Origin of the sequence: Dickeya undicola, from assembly GCF_000784735.1 — a bacterium.
Classification (GTDB): domain Bacteria; phylum Pseudomonadota; class Gammaproteobacteria; order Enterobacterales; family Enterobacteriaceae; genus Dickeya; species Dickeya undicola.
In genome coordinates, this window is the sequence record NZ_JSYG01000021.1 from 40,414 (window position 1) to 55,862 (window position 15,449).

A 15,449-nucleotide genomic window follows, 5' to 3' on the forward strand; every position below is an offset into this window, starting at 1 on the left:
TGCCGTCATGTCGGCCAATTAACAAACCGCGCCTCGCAGGCAAAACAACGCACGGCCATGCAGTAACCACTGCGCGCCCTTCTGCCACTCATTCGGACTTCGGTAAACGGTATGATGGCATCAACGGTGTCTGTGGCGCGTATCCCACCATGCCATTAGCAAGCCAATGACCAGCCCCGCGACATGCGCCCCATTGGCGATCGACATGCCCAAAATATCGAAATAGCCCGCCACCAACCACGCCAGCGAAAACGCCATCAATCCACGTTGCAGATGCAGCGAGCCGTTCGGCTCACGTTCACCACGTAGCCAGACGTACCCCATCAGGGCATACACCACGCCGGACAGGCCGCCGAAATAAACGTCGCTAAACCAGGACTGTACCCAACCGCTCAGCGCAGACGACAATAGCAGAATCACGCACAACCGGCGGGTGCCAAGCACGCGCTCCACCGGCCCGCCGAGATACCACCACCACATCAGGTTGAACAGCAAATGCAACAATGAGAAATGCAGCAGCGCGTGGCTAAACCAGCGCCAGAGTTGCAGGGTCTGCGTGCTGTCCGGAAAGGCTAACAGCACCATCATGCGCTCGACACCGTAGACCTGCATCAGCAGGTAAACAGCGATGGCAACCACCAGCACGGCCAGTGTCAACGGCCCCGCACGCTGGCGTAGCGTCTGCAGGTAGGAAAACGACGGATAACGCAACCCGCTGTTGGTGGTGCCATTCTGCCAGCTGGCTGCCTGATAGCGCTCATGCCAGGGTTCCCGCAAAAAACGCTCCAGCTCCTGCTTCACTCGCTCATGCTGGCTTTCATCCGGCAGCCAGATATCGACGTCGCTGCCGTTGATGCGGGCAACCAGTCGCACCTGGTGCGTGTGCATATAGTCGACAAACGCCTGCGCCAGACGCGGATTGGATAACGCAACAATTCGGATCATGACAATAGCCCAACGCTTCCCGCCAATGAATTTATGTCTTCGATTCTAAAACATTTACCGCCCGGAGCGCAGCGCAATAACCGCCGATTATCTTCCCTATTTCACGACGAGTGTGATGGTTTTCACATCTATGGACCGAAGGCTCACACCACAACCGCCGCCATCACAAGGCTCATATCACTGAAACAGTCGCTTTTATTAACATGATGAATCTGACGAATTGACAGGTAGCGCCCGCTCGTTTGAGTTGCAGGAAGGCGGCGAGTGAGAGAATCCCGATGAGCTGACCCAGACCAGTGATTCGGGTGAACGACGCATTGGCATAAGCCAATTTCAACGCGGTTGGCCGCAGCGGCGAAGCCCATAAAATGAGGCGAGTAAATCAGACAATACTGGTCAACTCTGACACGCAGTACGTTTGGCAACACGATTGAAACGCCTAAAAATCGACGTTAACCGACCACCGGTACGACGCGACACGTGCCATACCGGTTCACCTTCAGCCAGCCGCCACGTCCTGCGGGAAACGCGTCTGCCAGGCATCAAAGCCGCCATCCACACTGTATACCGCATCAAAACCGAGGCTGATCAGGTAATTCGCCGCGTTACGGCTGCTAATACCGTGGTAGCACATCACCATCACCGGTTGCTCGAAATCAGCCCCGCGCACAAAATCCGCCAGGGTTTCATTGGTCAGATGGGTGGAACCCGGCACATGTGCGGCGCTAAAGCTCTGCGGATCGCGAATATCCACCAGCACACTACCCTGTTGCCAACGCTGATACGCCTGTTCGATGTCAATTGCTTCAAACTGCTCCATGACCTGCCTCGTTATTGTTGAACAATGGTTGCCGGATTAATGTTACTGAATTGTATGCAATGAGCCGGGCACATTGCCACATTTCCAGTCGAGGTGATACCACCGGGGTCGTGCCGGTCATACGACACAGATTGTAACCCACTCACCACGCGGATAAACCCAAGCAACTATAAGGATATTGCTCCGTGGGCCGATCGATGTGCCGTTTGTCACGACAGCCGTTCGTCATGCTAAAACTGTCATTTTTTCGTCAAATCAGGCACGAAAACTGTTAGCTTCATCACGCGTAAAACACGCGAAAATGTTTTTAATTGGTTAACGCTTGGCTAACATGTTTGTTTTCGATTACCATAATGAGCGAAAACGAACATTGTTTTCGAGCAAATCGTATTTCTGACGCAAATACGGTTTTTATCGCAAACATTTGCTTTTAACGAACATGACGGCTGTTGACTTGATGGCGGAGGAGAAAACGTGGAAACCAAAGATCTGATCGTGATCGGCGGAGGCATTAACGGCACCGGTATCGCAGCGGACGCCGCCGGGCGCGGGCTATCCGTGCTGTTGCTGGAAGCACAGGATCTGGCCAGCGCAACATCTTCCGCCAGTTCGAAGCTGATTCACGGCGGCTTGCGCTATCTGGAACACTACGAGTTTCGGCTGGTAGGGGAAGCGTTGTCGGAACGCGAAGTGCTGTTGAAAATGGCACCGCACATCATTTTCCCGATGCGCTTTCGCCTGCCCCATCAGCCACACTTGCGCCCAGCCTGGATGATCCGCGCCGGGCTGTTCATGTACGACCATCTGGGCAAACGCGTCAGCCTGCCCTCCAGTCACGGGTTGCGATTCGGTCGTGAATCGGTGCTGAAACCGGAACTGACGCGCGGTTTCGAATATTCCGACTGCTGGGTGGACGATGCCCGGCTGGTGGTACTGAACGCGCAGGAAGTGGTACGCCGTGGCGGCGAGGTGAAAACGCGCATGAAAGTGACCCGCGCGTACCGGGAAAACGGCCTGTGGATAGTGGAAGCGCAAGATACCCTGAGCGGTGATACTCTGCGCGTTCAGGCTAAAGGGCTGGTCAACGCCACCGGCCCGTGGGTACGTCAATTCTTCGACGACGGGCTGGCGCTGCCATCACCCTACGGTATTCGGCTTATCAAAGGCAGCCATATCGTGGTGCCGCGCGCACACCTCGAAGAACAAGCCTACATCCTGCAAAACAAAGATCACCGCATCGTATTCGTGATTCCCTGGCAGGACGACTTCTCCATCATCGGCACCACCGACGTGGAATACAAAGGTGACCCGCGTGACGTCAAAATCGACGACAACGAAGTTCGTTATCTGCTGGATGTGTACAACGATCACTTCAAAAAACAGCTGACACGCGACGATATTGTCTGGACTTACTCCGGCGTGCGTCCGCTGTGCGATGATGAATCAGATTCACCGCAAGCCATCACCCGCGACTATACATTGTCGGTCGCAGACGATGGCGGCAAGGCACCGCTGTTGTCGGTGTTTGGCGGCAAGCTGACGACTTATCGTAAATTAGCCGAACATGCGCTGGAAAAATTGGCGAAGTACTATCCGCAGGCAGGCCAGGCCTGGACCCGCAACGCGGTTTTGCCCGGCGGCGATATCAGCGGCACTCGCGACGATTACGCCGCGCAGCTGCGCCGCCGTTACAATCTGCCAGAAGCGTTAGCGCGCCGCTACAGCCGCACCTACGGCACCCAGAGCGAGAAAATACTCGGCAACACACAGGCACTGAGCGATCTGGGTGAACACTTCGGCCATACCTTGTACGAAGCCGAACTGCGTTATCTGGTAGAACACGAATGGGTGGTGTCGTTGGATGACGCCATCTGGCGTCGTACCAAGTTGGGGATGTGGCTGGATGATGCCCAACAGCAACGTATCAGTGAATGGCTGGAGAACTACCGTAGGCAGTTAGCGAAAGCGAGCTAACCGCGCCTATGACGATGGCGTGTTGAACAACGTAATGCGTTGGCCCTTTAGGGTAAGGATTATTAGAGGCTTGTAACACGGCAAGTGAGTGCCCCCCAGGAGCTTACACAAGTAAGTGACTGGGGGAGCGACAAATTAGCGTAAGCCGATTTGAACGCAGCCAACACACCTGCAACTTGAAGGATGAAGGGTATAGTTGTATCACCACTATCCAATGTTCACACTGCCACCACCAATCAGCACGCCACCACAATTCACTGTGTCGCCCGTACGCGCCGCTGGCTTGCCGTCAACAAAAACACTGGAGGAACCGCTACTGATATTACGACTATGGGCATGGGGAGCAAGCGGGTCACCCTGCCGAGCCAATGGCAAACCATCCACTTTAACGGTTGATGAGCCTACTGTGACCGGCGTTGGCGGATGGTTACCATGCCCGGTATCGCTATCCCCGACTTTAACTGCATTGCCCATATATCCTCCGTGCGCGTATGCCCGTTCAAATAACTGGAATAAATTTACCATCAATCAAGGAAAATATTGGTGAGAAATATCCTAGCTGTTTCTCACCACCTTCACCTTCGATGAAATAAGATAAAGGAGATATCTCAGGAATTGTTTTATTAACAAATCTAACCATTTTATTATTATTTACAACCTCTAGAGAATAGTTGCCCCAATCGATTGGAATCATCTCAAATTTTTTATTTTTAATATCTTCAACAAATTTATTATCATTATATACATCATCTATATTCTCTCCTGTCGTTACTGACCACGCATATAGTGACTCACCCAAGCGAAATTTTATCGCAGCACTGTTTTTGGTCGCAAAAAGCTGCCATAGCTCAAGATACGCCAGTTTCAGCGCCTGAATCTGTTCCGGTTTTCCGGTAAACGGGGTAGCTTTTGTCCATTTCCACTCCGGCAACCCTTTCAGGTACACCTTCTGTGTAAACTGGTACAGCTCCATACCATCAGGAAAATAGTTACTTCTAAAATAATCCGCAGGTACATGCCCTTTCTCCACCTGCTGAGCAGAGATTTTTTTGAGGGTGATCTTGTCCGGGGTGGTGGAAGCCGTCTCACCAGTGGTCTGAGTAAAGGGTACTCCCTCTTTATTTATCGCCACATGAATGCGACTCAACACCTTTGTCTGCTCACCTTTAAACGCCGTTAACGCAAGGTTACAACCGGCATCCGGGTTAAATGCTTTACGTACATCCGCAGATAATTTCTCACCAGAGAACCATCCCAATGCCCCTATTTCCAGCGTGATATCGTTCTCACCATTCTCCAATACCAGCAACGAGTTAGTACTGGCAGAACCAAACCCTCTGCTGGATGCCGCCGAATCACGGTTATCCAAACCCAGTACGCCATTGGTCTTGATAGCGCAAAACGCGCTGTTAATATCAAATACGCTGCGAATCTTTAATGGTGCCTCGGTGGCACTGGCGGTTGACCACACCACCACCATTGACAATATCAGGCTTGTCCATTTGCTCAAATAGTACATTAAGCTATCTCTTCCAATGGTGTGGCTCACATCAGAGCCAATCTAATAGCGTATTCACAATCTGAAAAGTAGGTATTCATATGCTATTCATTTTATTCTCATACCCATTATTTCACTCCTTTTCAAATAACTGGAATTAACTTACCATTAACAAGTGAAAATATTGGAGCATAACCAGAGAAGCTTTTATCCTTCGCGTCACTGTCTTTTTCTAAAAATGAAACAGGAGATATAGTAGGATCCGATTTATTAACAAAACGCACCATTTTTTGGTTATTCATCACTTCCAATTCATAATCACTCCAGTTAATGGGGACCATTTCAAATCCAGAATTATGGAAATCCTCATCAAAACCATAATCATTATAGACTTCATCAACGGTATTTCCGGTTGTGATTGACCAGGCATGTAATGCATCACTCAAACCAGACTTTATCGCAGTACTGTTTTTTGCCGCAAAAAGCTGCCAAAGCTCAATATACGCCAGTTTCAGCGCCTGTACCTGTTCCGGTTTTCCGGTAAACGCAGTGGCCTTCGTCCATTTCCACTCCGGCAATCCTTTCAGGTACACCTTCTGTGTAAACTGGTACAGCTCCATACCATCAGGAAAATAGTTGGGAATAAAATACTTAGACGGTATATGCCCTTTTTCCACCTGCTGGGCGGTTATTTTCTGGAAGGTAATCCTCTCTGGCGTAGTGGAGGCTTTATCACCGGCAGTCTGAGCAAAGGGAACGCCCTCTTTATTTATCGCCACATGAATGCGACTCAACACCTTTGTCTGCTCACCTTTAAACGCCGTTAACGCTAGATTGCAGCTAGCATTCGGATTAAATACCTTACGCACATTTTCAGGTGTTTTTTCTTCAGAAAACCATCCCAATGCCCCTATTTCCAGCGTGATATCGTTCTCACCATTTTCCAGAAAAAGCAGCGCGTTGGTGCTGGCAGAACCGAATCCCCTACCGGCAGCAGCCGAATCACGGTTATCCATACCCAGTACGCCATTGGTCTTGATGGCGCAAAACGCGCTGTTAATATCAAATACGCTGCGAATCTTTAATGGTGCCTCGGCGGCACTGGCGGTAGACATCATCACCAACATTAACAATATCAGGCTTGTCCATTTGCTCAGGTAATACATTAAGCTATCTCTTCCAATGGTGTGGCTCACATCAGAGCCAATCTAATAGCGTATTCACAACCTGAAAGATGAGAGTTCATATACTTTCCATTTCACTCCCACACCCATTATTTTACTCCTTTTCAAATAACTGGAATAAACTTACCACTAACAAGAGAGAATATTGGAGAATATCCAGAAAATCTTTTTCTTCCTTCATCATTTACTTTAAAAAAAGAAATAGGTGATATAGTGGGATCTGATTTATTAATGAATCTAACCATCCTATTATTATTCATTATCTCTAACTCGTAATCATTCCAGTTAATAGGAATCATTTCAAATCCAGGATTGTGGAAATCCTCATCAAAGCCATAATCATTATAGACTTCATCAGCGGTATTTCCGGTTGTGATTGACCAGGCATGTAATGCATCGCTCAAACCGGACTTTATCGCAGAGCTGTTTTTCGAAGCGAGAAACTGCCACAGCTCAAGATACGCCAGTTTCAGCGCCTGAATCTGTTCCGGTTTCCCGGTAAACGGGGTGGCTTTTGTCCATTTCCACTCCGGCAGACCTTTCAGATACACCTTCTGTGTAAACTGGTACAGCTCCATACCATCAGGAAAATAATTGGGAATAAAATACTTAGACGGTATATGCCCTTTTTCCACCTGCTGGGCGGTTATTTTCTGGAAGGTAATCCTCTCTGGCGTAGTGGAGGCTTTATCACCGGCAGTCTGAGCAAAGGGAACGCCCTCTTTATTTATCGCCACATGAATGCGACTCAACACCTTTGTCTGCTCACCTTTAAACGCCGTTAACGCAAGGTTGCAGCTAGCATTCGGATTAAATACCTTACGCACATTTTCAGGTGTTTTTTCTTCAGAAAACCATCCCAATGCACCTATTTCCAGCGTGATATCGTTCTCACCATTTTCCAGAAAAAGCAGCGCGTTGGTGCTGGCAGAACCGAACCCCCTACCGGCAGCCGCCGAATCACGGTTATCCATACCCAGTACGCCATTGGTCTTGATGGCACAAAACGCGCTGTTAATATCAAATACACTACGGATTTTTAATGGTGCCTCGGCGGCACTGGCGGTAGACATCATCATCACTCCTGCAATCACCATACTTGTCCATTTGCCCATTTCAGCAATCATATGCATCCCTTTTACTATTTAGACTTCGGGTTGTACCCCATGGCCCAGGGCTCTGCTGCCACCACTTTAGGTTTAGGCAATACCCGCTCCTTACCAAACAGATTAACCCGCATCGGCGATTCTGACTCTTTTAAAGGCGCACCTAAGACAGTTTTATATTTATATGAGTATTTATTACTCATTTCATCCATACCACCACGCTCGTGTTTATACTTTGCATCAGCAGCTAATGCCACTTCAGCTACCACTCCATCATGATACCCGACCAGGTCGATCCCATCATCATGCTGATCCAATTTAAAACCCGCTTCGGTTTTTAGGGAAGCTGAAGCCTTCAGCGCCACTTCAACAAATAACACCTCGGTTTTAAATGCCACACTGACCACCCCTTCCAGGGTAAACCCGAGCTTATTCTCTTTGCCCGCACTGAAGGTCCAGTCCTGCTGTTTGTATGCCGCACCAATCGCCAGATGCACCGCCGTCGTCAGTTGCAAATAACACTCTATCGCGTTCCCACCTTTGGCTATATATTCACGGCATTTCGCCGCTATGCTGTCGACTTTACAGTAAGCGGCCAGTAACTGTATCAGATCAATCTTCATTTTCATGCTGAGAAAAGGCGCAGCATACAGGCCAATAAAGTGGGTTGCATCGTCAACAGTGAGCATACGCTGATAGGCATACGAAACGCCCATGTTAACCGGCTCAACAGAGAAATCGAATACACGATATTCACGCGAACCTTTTTTATCCGGATCAGGTAACAGGTACTTATTAATATTACTCATAAACCGTTCAATTCTGTTGATCTGCTCCAGTGTTTTTACGGTTTTGACTTTACGGGTCGCTTCTGCAAATTTATGCGAATAATCTGTGCTGGCAATTTTCAGACCATAATCGATATTCAATGTTCGCTGCTGAGTAATCTGAAATTGATCGGTATGCAACGTCCAGCCACTTCGCAATTTATTGCCATTCTTCGGCTTAACATCTTCCATTTTTTTTCTGGCTGCAATTTGTTCATCACGCCGCTCTTTCCACGAGCGTTCTTTTCCTTTCAACTCGTAGCTAAAGCCGATGACAGCCCGTAATTCTATCGTAGGGTAGACATCAATTTGTGCATAAACCGCCTTTCCTGTACAGCCTTGAGTCACCAGATCATAATGATGGGGCGCATCAATCGCATCCGAAGGTAAAATGATACTGTCGAGATACGACCAGATTGAACCAACCTGCGGGTTAACCTCCGCCTGATCTGATGGTTTTTTATAATACAAGGTAACAGGATTCTCTGTTTTAGTTTTCAGTTTTATTTTTTCGTTATGACTTTCCAGCGTTGCCTGAGGACACGTTGGCTTATGGCATTTCCCTTCTACCTTAACCGTGCCTTTAATGCCGCTGCCACTATCCAGAACTTTCAGATGAATCTTTTGCTCAATCGGCCAGATGTGTGTCTTTTTATCAAAGGCATCAAGCGTTATCTTGTATACGCAAGGATCCGGGTTATTACAGGTGGCACAGGCACTACCGGCTTTTAGTGATACATTTTCATTAGACATATGCATATCCTTTAATGGGGAATATACCCCAGCACTTCATTAAGCAAACTTTCGACACGAAAATAACCAGGCAAACTTTCGTTACTAAGCATTTGCCGCCAGGTCATCGGGAGTTTAGCTAATGAATAGATGTCCTTTTCCATCAACAAATGCAACATTCCCCGAATAGAGCGATCATCCTCAATGCCTTGTTCCTTACAAAAGTAATAACACTCCCGAACAAGACCACCCACAGATAAATCTGTCGGGCCATGTTTTATTTTTTCCTCATAGCGTGTGAACGTTGCTGAGATTAGCCCCTCAATATATCGTTCTTCTGCATACTGGTTTAGCGAATCCAGTTGCGACTGGTTTAGCTTGAAGAGCTTCATTCTGTTTTGCATCATTTTTGGAAACGGTTCACGTGCTGGCTGGAAACTATCCTCTCGCGTCACGCCATCGTATGCCGTTGCAATTTTATCCATCGGTCCCATAAAACAGTGCAACTCCCACTCGCTCAGGACACGACAAAAATCCCAGATATTTCTTGGGTCATAAAAACGAAAAAACACCGGTTTTTCTTCAGAAGGAATAATGACCTGCAAATATTTGCGCAAATGGTGCCGCAGGTCTTTCATTACGGCAGAGGTAAACACATAAATACCCCATGGCGTTGTTTTATTCGCAAGCCATAACGCGACCTCACGTGTTACTTCAACCAGATAAGGGGCCAGCGGAACCAACTCTGGCTGTAGCGGCTCGGCATAGAGGCAACAATGGGGTGGATTGTGTTCAGACAAAAAATCCAGCAATCCCTCTTCGGTTGCACCATCAATAACCGCATACTGTACAGGCTCGCTCATGCTTTATCTTCCTTCGGGCAGTGGGCAACGAACATCGCCCCTTGAGCAGCGGCAGCCTTTAGAATCGCCGGGTCGGCGGGTACGGCAAGATCGCCCGGACTTCCTCCGGAATTCAGGTTAATAGCGGGTCCTTTGATATCCACGCCACCAGCATGGATCACGATAAAACTGCCGCCTACTCGCAGGGTCAGCTTATTGCCGCTTTGCAGCGTCAGGTCGCCGTTACTGTCCACACTGAAAACACCGCTGACCTTCTGCGCCAGATCGCCTTTTACCTGAATGCCATGGTCGCCTTCCGTCAACGTCAAATTATGACCGGTAATTTTATGGTCCTGATTGCCTTCCACCGTTACCTTGCGGTTATTCGCGATGACCAGCTCTTCATCATGCCCAATACTTGTGGTCCGGTTATAGTCCACCCGTTCATCTTTGGAGTTCAGCACCCGAATGGCCATATTCTTCTGAGCATGAATGAAGATCTCCTCGTTATCGGTGGCATCCTCAAAACTGAGCTCGTTAAACCCCTGCCCTTTGTGTGTTTTAGAACGCAACGTGGTACGCGTCCTGTGCGCCGGTAATGGATACGGCGACAGGTTGGTTGCATGAAAGGTGCGACCGGTGACGATGGGCTGGTCCGGGTCCCCTTCCAGAAAGCTCACCACCACCTCATGACCGATGCGCGGAATGGCAATCAGGCCGTACTGGCCACCGGCCCAGCCCTGACTGACCCGCACCCAGCACGAACTCTGGTCGTCGCTGGCACCGTAGCGGTCCCACGGGAATTGCAGCTTCACCCGGCCAAATTTATCACAGTAAATCTCTTCCCCCGCCGGGCCGACAACCATGGCAATCTGCGGGCCGTCCACCATCGGCTTGTACGGCATCGCCGCCCGCCAGGTGGTGGTGCCTTTCACCACTTCGAAGCTGTTGCTGAGGGTGGTCGGCTCGCCGCCGCTTTCCTCTTCCAGCGCCTGCGGCTGCTGCCCGCTGTGGGTCACCGCCACCACCTGCCAGGCCAGGTTGAATGCCGCGTTCGGGTGCTCGGTGAGGGTAAAGGTGCTGCCCGGCATCAGTTCGGCAGCGTTGGATTCACCCGCCCCGGTCATCGCCCCGGCGCGCAGCGCGTCCAGCCGGTAGCCGGTAAACGCCTTGCCGCTCGGGTCCTGCTTGAAGCGGCCGGGGTAATCAAAGTGCTGGTAGGATTCGCGCTGATGGTCCAGCTCGCTGCTCATCCTGTTATGCAGCAGCCCGTAGGCAGGGGTCTTGAAGCTGTAATCCTTCAGCGCCACTTCAGCGGTACTCACCGCCTCGGCGTAGCGGAAACGGCGCACATACGCCCCTTCGCTCAGCCCCTGTGTCGCCAGGTTGAAGAACAGTTCCGGGCCTTTGGTCAGCGCACCGGCGTCATCGGCAAACACCACCCGGTGCTTACCGGCTTCAAACTCGTGGAAGTAGAACATCCCTTCTTCCGCCGCCAGCCGGTTGATGAACGCCAGGTCGCTTTCGCGGTACTGCACGCAGTACTCGCGCACCGCGTGCTCGTGGCGCAGGGCGAAGGCGTAATCGGTGATCCCGGCTTCTTCCAGCAGGGTACTGATAATCGCGTCCGGCTTCTGGGTCTGGAAGATGCGGGCGTTGGTACGCAGACCGAGCCGCCACAGTGCCGGGCGCACCTCGACCTGATAGCGGGTGCGGCGAAAGCCGGTGTCGCCCTGGGCAAAGCGGCTGACGATACCGCTGACCCGGCGCTGCAGTTCGCCTTCGTACCACACCAGCAGCTCGCACGGCTGGTCCAGCACCGCCCCGAAGTCGATGTCGGCCTGACTGCTGGCCAGGCTCAGCGACAGCGCAAACGGCTGGTTCAGCGCTTCACCGAGTTCAAAATCCACCACCGCGAACGTCGTTTCCGGCAACGCGCCGACCTTCACGGTAAACTGCAATCCTGTACTGTTCGCCACCCTGCTTCCTCCTTTTCCCGACGCCATTCTTTCTATAACGCCATAGCTACCGCACACCCGGCGGTTTACCGGATGTGCGGGCCACAATCATAATCAATACCCTGCACTCAGCGATGGGGCCACCATCGCTCAGCGCAGACAAAAACGAAAAAACCCGGACCGGAGTCCGGGTTGATGGTCATTACGCTTCGATCGGCGCGCGCCAGTCGTCGGAGCCGGAAGTCCCGGCCACGGTGTGCTCCCAGTCCACCTTGCGGTAGGCCAGAGACACTTCGATAAGCTGGGTGTAATCCTGCTTGGACGGGTCCTGGCAATGCGGCATCTGGTTGTTGATGTCGACGATGGTGGCATCGGTCAGGGTGGTGGTGAAGAAATGCTCCTGCTTGCCTTCGACAGAGGTGCGATACCACTTCAGGGTCACGGTCGGCAGCATTTCGCCGGAAGCCAGCGCGTTATACAGCAGCGGTACGGCTTTGTTCAGCGCGACGGTGAACTTGAACGGCTTGTGCACGCGCTGACCGGCAGGCTGGCCGGACTGCGGGTCGGTCGGTACGGTGACGATGTGTTTGAATTCCTGCACCAGCATTTCGTCTTCGTGGCCCTGCACGTAGATGTTGCCGACGGAGTCGGAGGTGAAGGCACCGGCGGTGATATTGCCCTGAGTTTTACCTTCGATGCTGATGTAGCATGGAGTTGGCATAGTCTTGCTCCTTGTTATTGAACATGTGTTTGACTTCACGGTTCATAAAGCAATGACTATGCCAACTTTTATTTAATTGTTTTTAAAGGGGAAAATAACACCGCCATTTTCCCTAAGTCAAATTTGAGCAAAAAATTGCGCAGACCTCCCGAAAAAACGGCATCCATTGCGCAAACAGGGATTTATGCTGGAAAGTGAGCAAGAAGTTGCGCAGATTTTGTAATTATTCTGATGCTGATTATTTTAAAGACAATGAAAGGCCCATTTTCTGTGACGGAAATCACAATTAATCCCGCAGACGGGTAAAGCCCGTGATCCCCCCTCGAAAGCAAGAAAGCTGCCCGCAGGCAGCTTCCGTATCAAGGCTATCCGACACGCTTTTCTTACAGCCGTATCGGCTTGATATGCCAGATGTCGTCGGCGTATTCCTGAATGGTGCGGTCGGCCGAGAAATACCCCATGTTGGCGATATTGTGCAGGGTGCGGCGCGTCCATTCATCTTCATCCCGGTACACGTCATCTACCTTGTCATGGGTATCGACGTAGCTACGGTAATCGGCCAGTAGCTGGTAATGATCACCAAAGCTGACCAGCGAATCGAACAGGTCGGCATAGCGGCCCGGTTCATCCGGGCTGAATACGCCGGTGGCGATCTGCGTCAGCACCCGATGCAACTCCTCGTCCTGATTGTAGAATTCACGCGGGTTGTAACCGTTGCGACGCAGTTCTTCCACCTGTTCCGTGGTGTTGCCGAAGATAAAGATATTCTCATCCCCCACCCGCTCACGCATTTCAACGTTAGCACCGTCCAGCGTACCGATGGTCAGTGCACCGTTCAGGGCAAACTTCATGTTGCTGGTGCCGGACGCCTCCGTACCTGCCAGCGAAATCTGTTCCGACAGGTCGGCCGCCGGAATGATGATTTGCGCCAGACTAACACCGTAGTTGGGGATGAACACGATCTTCAGCTTGTCTTTCACCTCCGGGTCGTTGTTCACCACGCTGGCGACATCGTTGATCAGATGAATGATGTGCTTGGCCATGTAATAGGCAGAGGCTGCCTTACCGGCAAAGATAGCGACGCGCGGTACGCGATCCAGCTCCGGGTCATCCTTGATGCGGTTATAAAGCGTGATCAAGTGCAGCACGTTCAGTAATTGCCGTTTGTACTCGTGGATACGTTTAATTTGCACATCAAACAACGCGCTCGGATCCACCACCACATCCAGGTGCTGGGCGATATAAATCGCCAGCCGCTTTTTGTTTTCCTGTTTGGCCTTGCGCACCTTTTGCAGGAAGGCCGGGAAATCGATATGTGGCTTCAGGTCCGCCAGTTGGCTCAGGTCGGTACGCCAGGTTTTGCCGATGGTGTCGTCCAGCACTTTCGATAGCGACGGGTTCGCCAGCGCCAGCCAGCGCCGCGGAGTCACGCCGTTGGTTTTATTACAGAAACGGTCCGGATAGAGCCGGGCGAAGTCGGCGAACAGCGACTGCACCATCAGGTCGGTATGCAACTGGGACACCCCGTTCACCTGATGGCTACAGATCACCGCCAGCCATGCCATGCGCACTTTGCGCCCGTGGGTTTCATCGACGATAGATACCCGAGCCAGCAGGTCGTTATCATTGGGGAATCGCTCCTGCACCTCATCAAGAAACCGGTCATTGATCTCGAAAATCAGTTGCAGATGGCGCGGCAGAATTTTACCCATCATATCGACCGGCCAGGTTTCCAGCGCCTCACCCATCAGGGTGTGGTTGGTGTAGGAGAACACCTTGGTAACCACGTCCCAGGCCGCGTCCCACTTGAACTTATGCTCGTCGATCAACAACCGCATCAGTTCCGGGATAGCCAGCACCGGATGGGTGTCATTCAGATGGATGGCGAACTTCTCCGCCAGATTGTCGTAAGTTTTGTGCATCATCCAGTGGCGGCTCAGGATATCCTGTACCGTGGCAGACACCAGAAAATACTCCTGACGCAAGCGCAGTTCGCGGCCGGAATAGGTGGAGTCATCGGGATACAGTACGCGCGACACGTTTTCGGAATGGTTTTTATCCTCCACCGCCGCGAAATAGTCACCCTGATTAAACTTACCGAGGTTGATTTCGTTACTGGCCTGCGCCGCCCACAGCCGCAACGTATTAGTGGCATCGGTATCAAAACCGGGGATGATTTGATCATAGGCACAGGCGATGATCTCCTCGGTTTCCAGCCAGCGGGTTTTGCTGCCTTCCTGCTGGATACGGCCACCAAAACGCACTTTGTAGCGGGTGCTGTGGCGAACGAATTCCCACGGGTTGCCGTATTCCAGCCAGTAGTCCGGCGATTCTGCCTGCCTGCCGTCAACGATATTCTGTTTGAACATACCGTATTCGTAGCGAATACCGTAACCGCGCCCCGGCAGCGCCATAGTGGCGAGCGAGTCGAGGAAACACGCCGCCAGGCGTCCAAGGCCACCGTTGCCTAATGCCGGGTCATCCTCTTCTTCCAGCAGTTCGTTCAGGTCCAGCCCCATCGCGTCCAGCGCATCTTTCAGATCATCGAACATCCCCATCGCCAGCAGTGCATTCGACAAGGTTCGACCCAGCAAAAACTCCATCGACAGGTAGTAAACCTGCCGGACATCCTGCGATAACTGTGCGCGGCTGGAGCGCAGCCAGCGCTCTACCATGCGATCCCTGACGGCCAATACCGCAGCGTTCAGCCAGTCATGTTTACTGGCGATACTGGGATCCTTGCCGACGGTAAACATCAACTTATAAGCGATGGAGTGTTTCAGCGCGTCGACGCTAAGCGTTGGTGAATTGTAGATAAACGGAGAATTCATAATGTCATCCC

At 51.4% G+C, this 15,449-nt stretch carries 12 protein-coding genes; 1 reads left to right on the plus strand and 11 read right to left on the minus strand.

Translation table 11 applies throughout. From position 1 onward, the window contains the following. Positions 1–120 precede the first annotated feature (120 nt). Together glpG and glpE are read right to left on the minus strand one after the other, a co-directional pair. Complete coding sequence (gene glpG, locus OB87_RS10505; RefSeq protein ID WP_033569400.1) at positions 121–945, minus strand: rhomboid family intramembrane serine protease GlpG; 825 nt, start codon at positions 943–945, stop codon at positions 121–123. A 499-nt stretch (positions 946–1,444) separates the two neighbouring features. Continuing rightward, positions 1,445–1,765: a thiosulfate sulfurtransferase GlpE gene (gene glpE, locus OB87_RS10510; protein WP_033569401.1), complete on the minus strand. Its 321-nt coding sequence runs from the start codon at positions 1,763–1,765 to the stop codon at positions 1,445–1,447. A gap of 474 nt (positions 1,766–2,239) precedes the next feature. Here glpE and glpD point away from each other — a divergent pair, with 474 nt between their 5' ends. After that, on the plus strand, positions 2,240–3,739 hold the full coding sequence (gene glpD, locus OB87_RS10515) for a glycerol-3-phosphate dehydrogenase (protein WP_033569402.1): 1,500 nt from the start codon (positions 2,240–2,242) through the stop codon (positions 3,737–3,739). Between the two features lie 207 nt (positions 3,740–3,946). Here glpD and OB87_RS10520 read toward each other — a convergent pair whose 3' ends face one another. The 9 genes from OB87_RS10520 to glgP all read right to left on the minus strand — a co-directional run bounded on the left by OB87_RS10520 (position 3,947) and on the right by glgP (position 15,438). Continuing rightward, positions 3,947–4,213: a type VI secretion system PAAR protein gene (locus tag OB87_RS10520; protein WP_033569403.1), complete on the minus strand. Its 267-nt coding sequence runs from the start codon at positions 4,211–4,213 to the stop codon at positions 3,947–3,949. 25 nt (positions 4,214–4,238) lie between these two features. After that, entirely contained in the window at positions 4,239–5,258 is a 1,020-nt protein-coding gene (locus OB87_RS10525; protein WP_033569404.1) for a hypothetical protein, read from the minus strand. A 122-nt stretch (positions 5,259–5,380) separates the two neighbouring features. Next, complete coding sequence (locus tag OB87_RS10530) at positions 5,381–6,403, minus strand: hypothetical protein (RefSeq protein WP_033569405.1); 1,023 nt, start codon at positions 6,401–6,403, stop codon at positions 5,381–5,383. 122 nt (positions 6,404–6,525) lie between these two features. Beyond that, the gene (locus OB87_RS10535; RefSeq protein ID WP_033569406.1) at positions 6,526–7,548 is read right to left on the minus strand and encodes a hypothetical protein; all 1,023 of its coding nucleotides are present in this window, start codon (positions 7,546–7,548) and stop codon (positions 6,526–6,528) included. A 14-nt stretch (positions 7,549–7,562) separates the two neighbouring features. After that, the gene (locus OB87_RS10540; RefSeq protein WP_033569407.1) at positions 7,563–9,107 is read right to left on the minus strand and encodes a hypothetical protein; all 1,545 of its coding nucleotides are present in this window, start codon (positions 9,105–9,107) and stop codon (positions 7,563–7,565) included. A gap of 11 nt (positions 9,108–9,118) precedes the next feature. After that, positions 9,119–9,949 (minus strand): DUF4123 domain-containing protein, encoded by an 831-nt coding sequence (locus tag OB87_RS10545; protein WP_033569408.1) that lies wholly within the window; start codon positions 9,947–9,949, stop codon positions 9,119–9,121. Continuing rightward, a complete protein-coding gene (tssI, locus tag OB87_RS10550) occupies positions 9,946–11,907 on the minus strand; it encodes a type VI secretion system tip protein TssI/VgrG (RefSeq protein ID WP_033569409.1) in 1,962 nt (653 codons plus the stop codon). The genes OB87_RS10545 and tssI overlap by 4 nt, the downstream gene beginning before the upstream one ends. 181 nt (positions 11,908–12,088) lie before the next feature. Then, entirely contained in the window at positions 12,089–12,607 is a 519-nt protein-coding gene (locus tag OB87_RS10555) for an Hcp family type VI secretion system effector (protein WP_012768188.1), read from the minus strand. A gap of 383 nt (positions 12,608–12,990) precedes the next feature. Next, complete coding sequence (gene glgP, locus OB87_RS10560) at positions 12,991–15,438, minus strand: glycogen phosphorylase (protein WP_033569410.1); 2,448 nt, start codon at positions 15,436–15,438, stop codon at positions 12,991–12,993. Between the last annotated feature and the right edge of the window lie 11 nt (positions 15,439–15,449).

What these genes read in the sequence shown, in the direction of transcription:
- glpG (WP_033569400.1), bottom strand. Translation starts at nt 945, where the DNA reads ATGATCCGAATTGTTGCGTTATCCAATCCGCGTCTGGCGCAGGCGTTT.
- glpE (WP_033569401.1), bottom strand. Translation starts at nt 1,765, where the DNA reads ATGGAGCAGTTTGAAGCAATTGACATCGAACAGGCGTATCAGCGTTGG.
- OB87_RS10520 (WP_033569403.1), bottom strand. Translation starts at nt 4,213, where the DNA reads ATGGGCAATGCAGTTAAAGTCGGGGATAGCGATACCGGGCATGGTAAC.
- OB87_RS10525 (WP_033569404.1), bottom strand. Translation starts at nt 5,258, where the DNA reads ATGTACTATTTGAGCAAATGGACAAGCCTGATATTGTCAATGGTGGTG.
- OB87_RS10530 (WP_033569405.1), bottom strand. Translation starts at nt 6,403, where the DNA reads ATGTATTACCTGAGCAAATGGACAAGCCTGATATTGTTAATGTTGGTG.
- OB87_RS10535 (WP_033569406.1), bottom strand. Translation starts at nt 7,548, where the DNA reads ATGATTGCTGAAATGGGCAAATGGACAAGTATGGTGATTGCAGGAGTG.
- OB87_RS10540 (WP_033569407.1), bottom strand. Translation starts at nt 9,107, where the DNA reads ATGTCTAATGAAAATGTATCACTAAAAGCCGGTAGTGCCTGTGCCACC.
- OB87_RS10545 (WP_033569408.1), bottom strand. Translation starts at nt 9,949, where the DNA reads ATGAGCGAGCCTGTACAGTATGCGGTTATTGATGGTGCAACCGAAGAG.
- OB87_RS10555 (WP_012768188.1), bottom strand. Translation starts at nt 12,607, where the DNA reads ATGCCAACTCCATGCTACATCAGCATCGAAGGTAAAACTCAGGGCAAT.
- glgP (WP_033569410.1), bottom strand. Translation starts at nt 15,438, where the DNA reads ATGAATTCTCCGTTTATCTACAATTCACCAACGCTTAGCGTCGACGCG.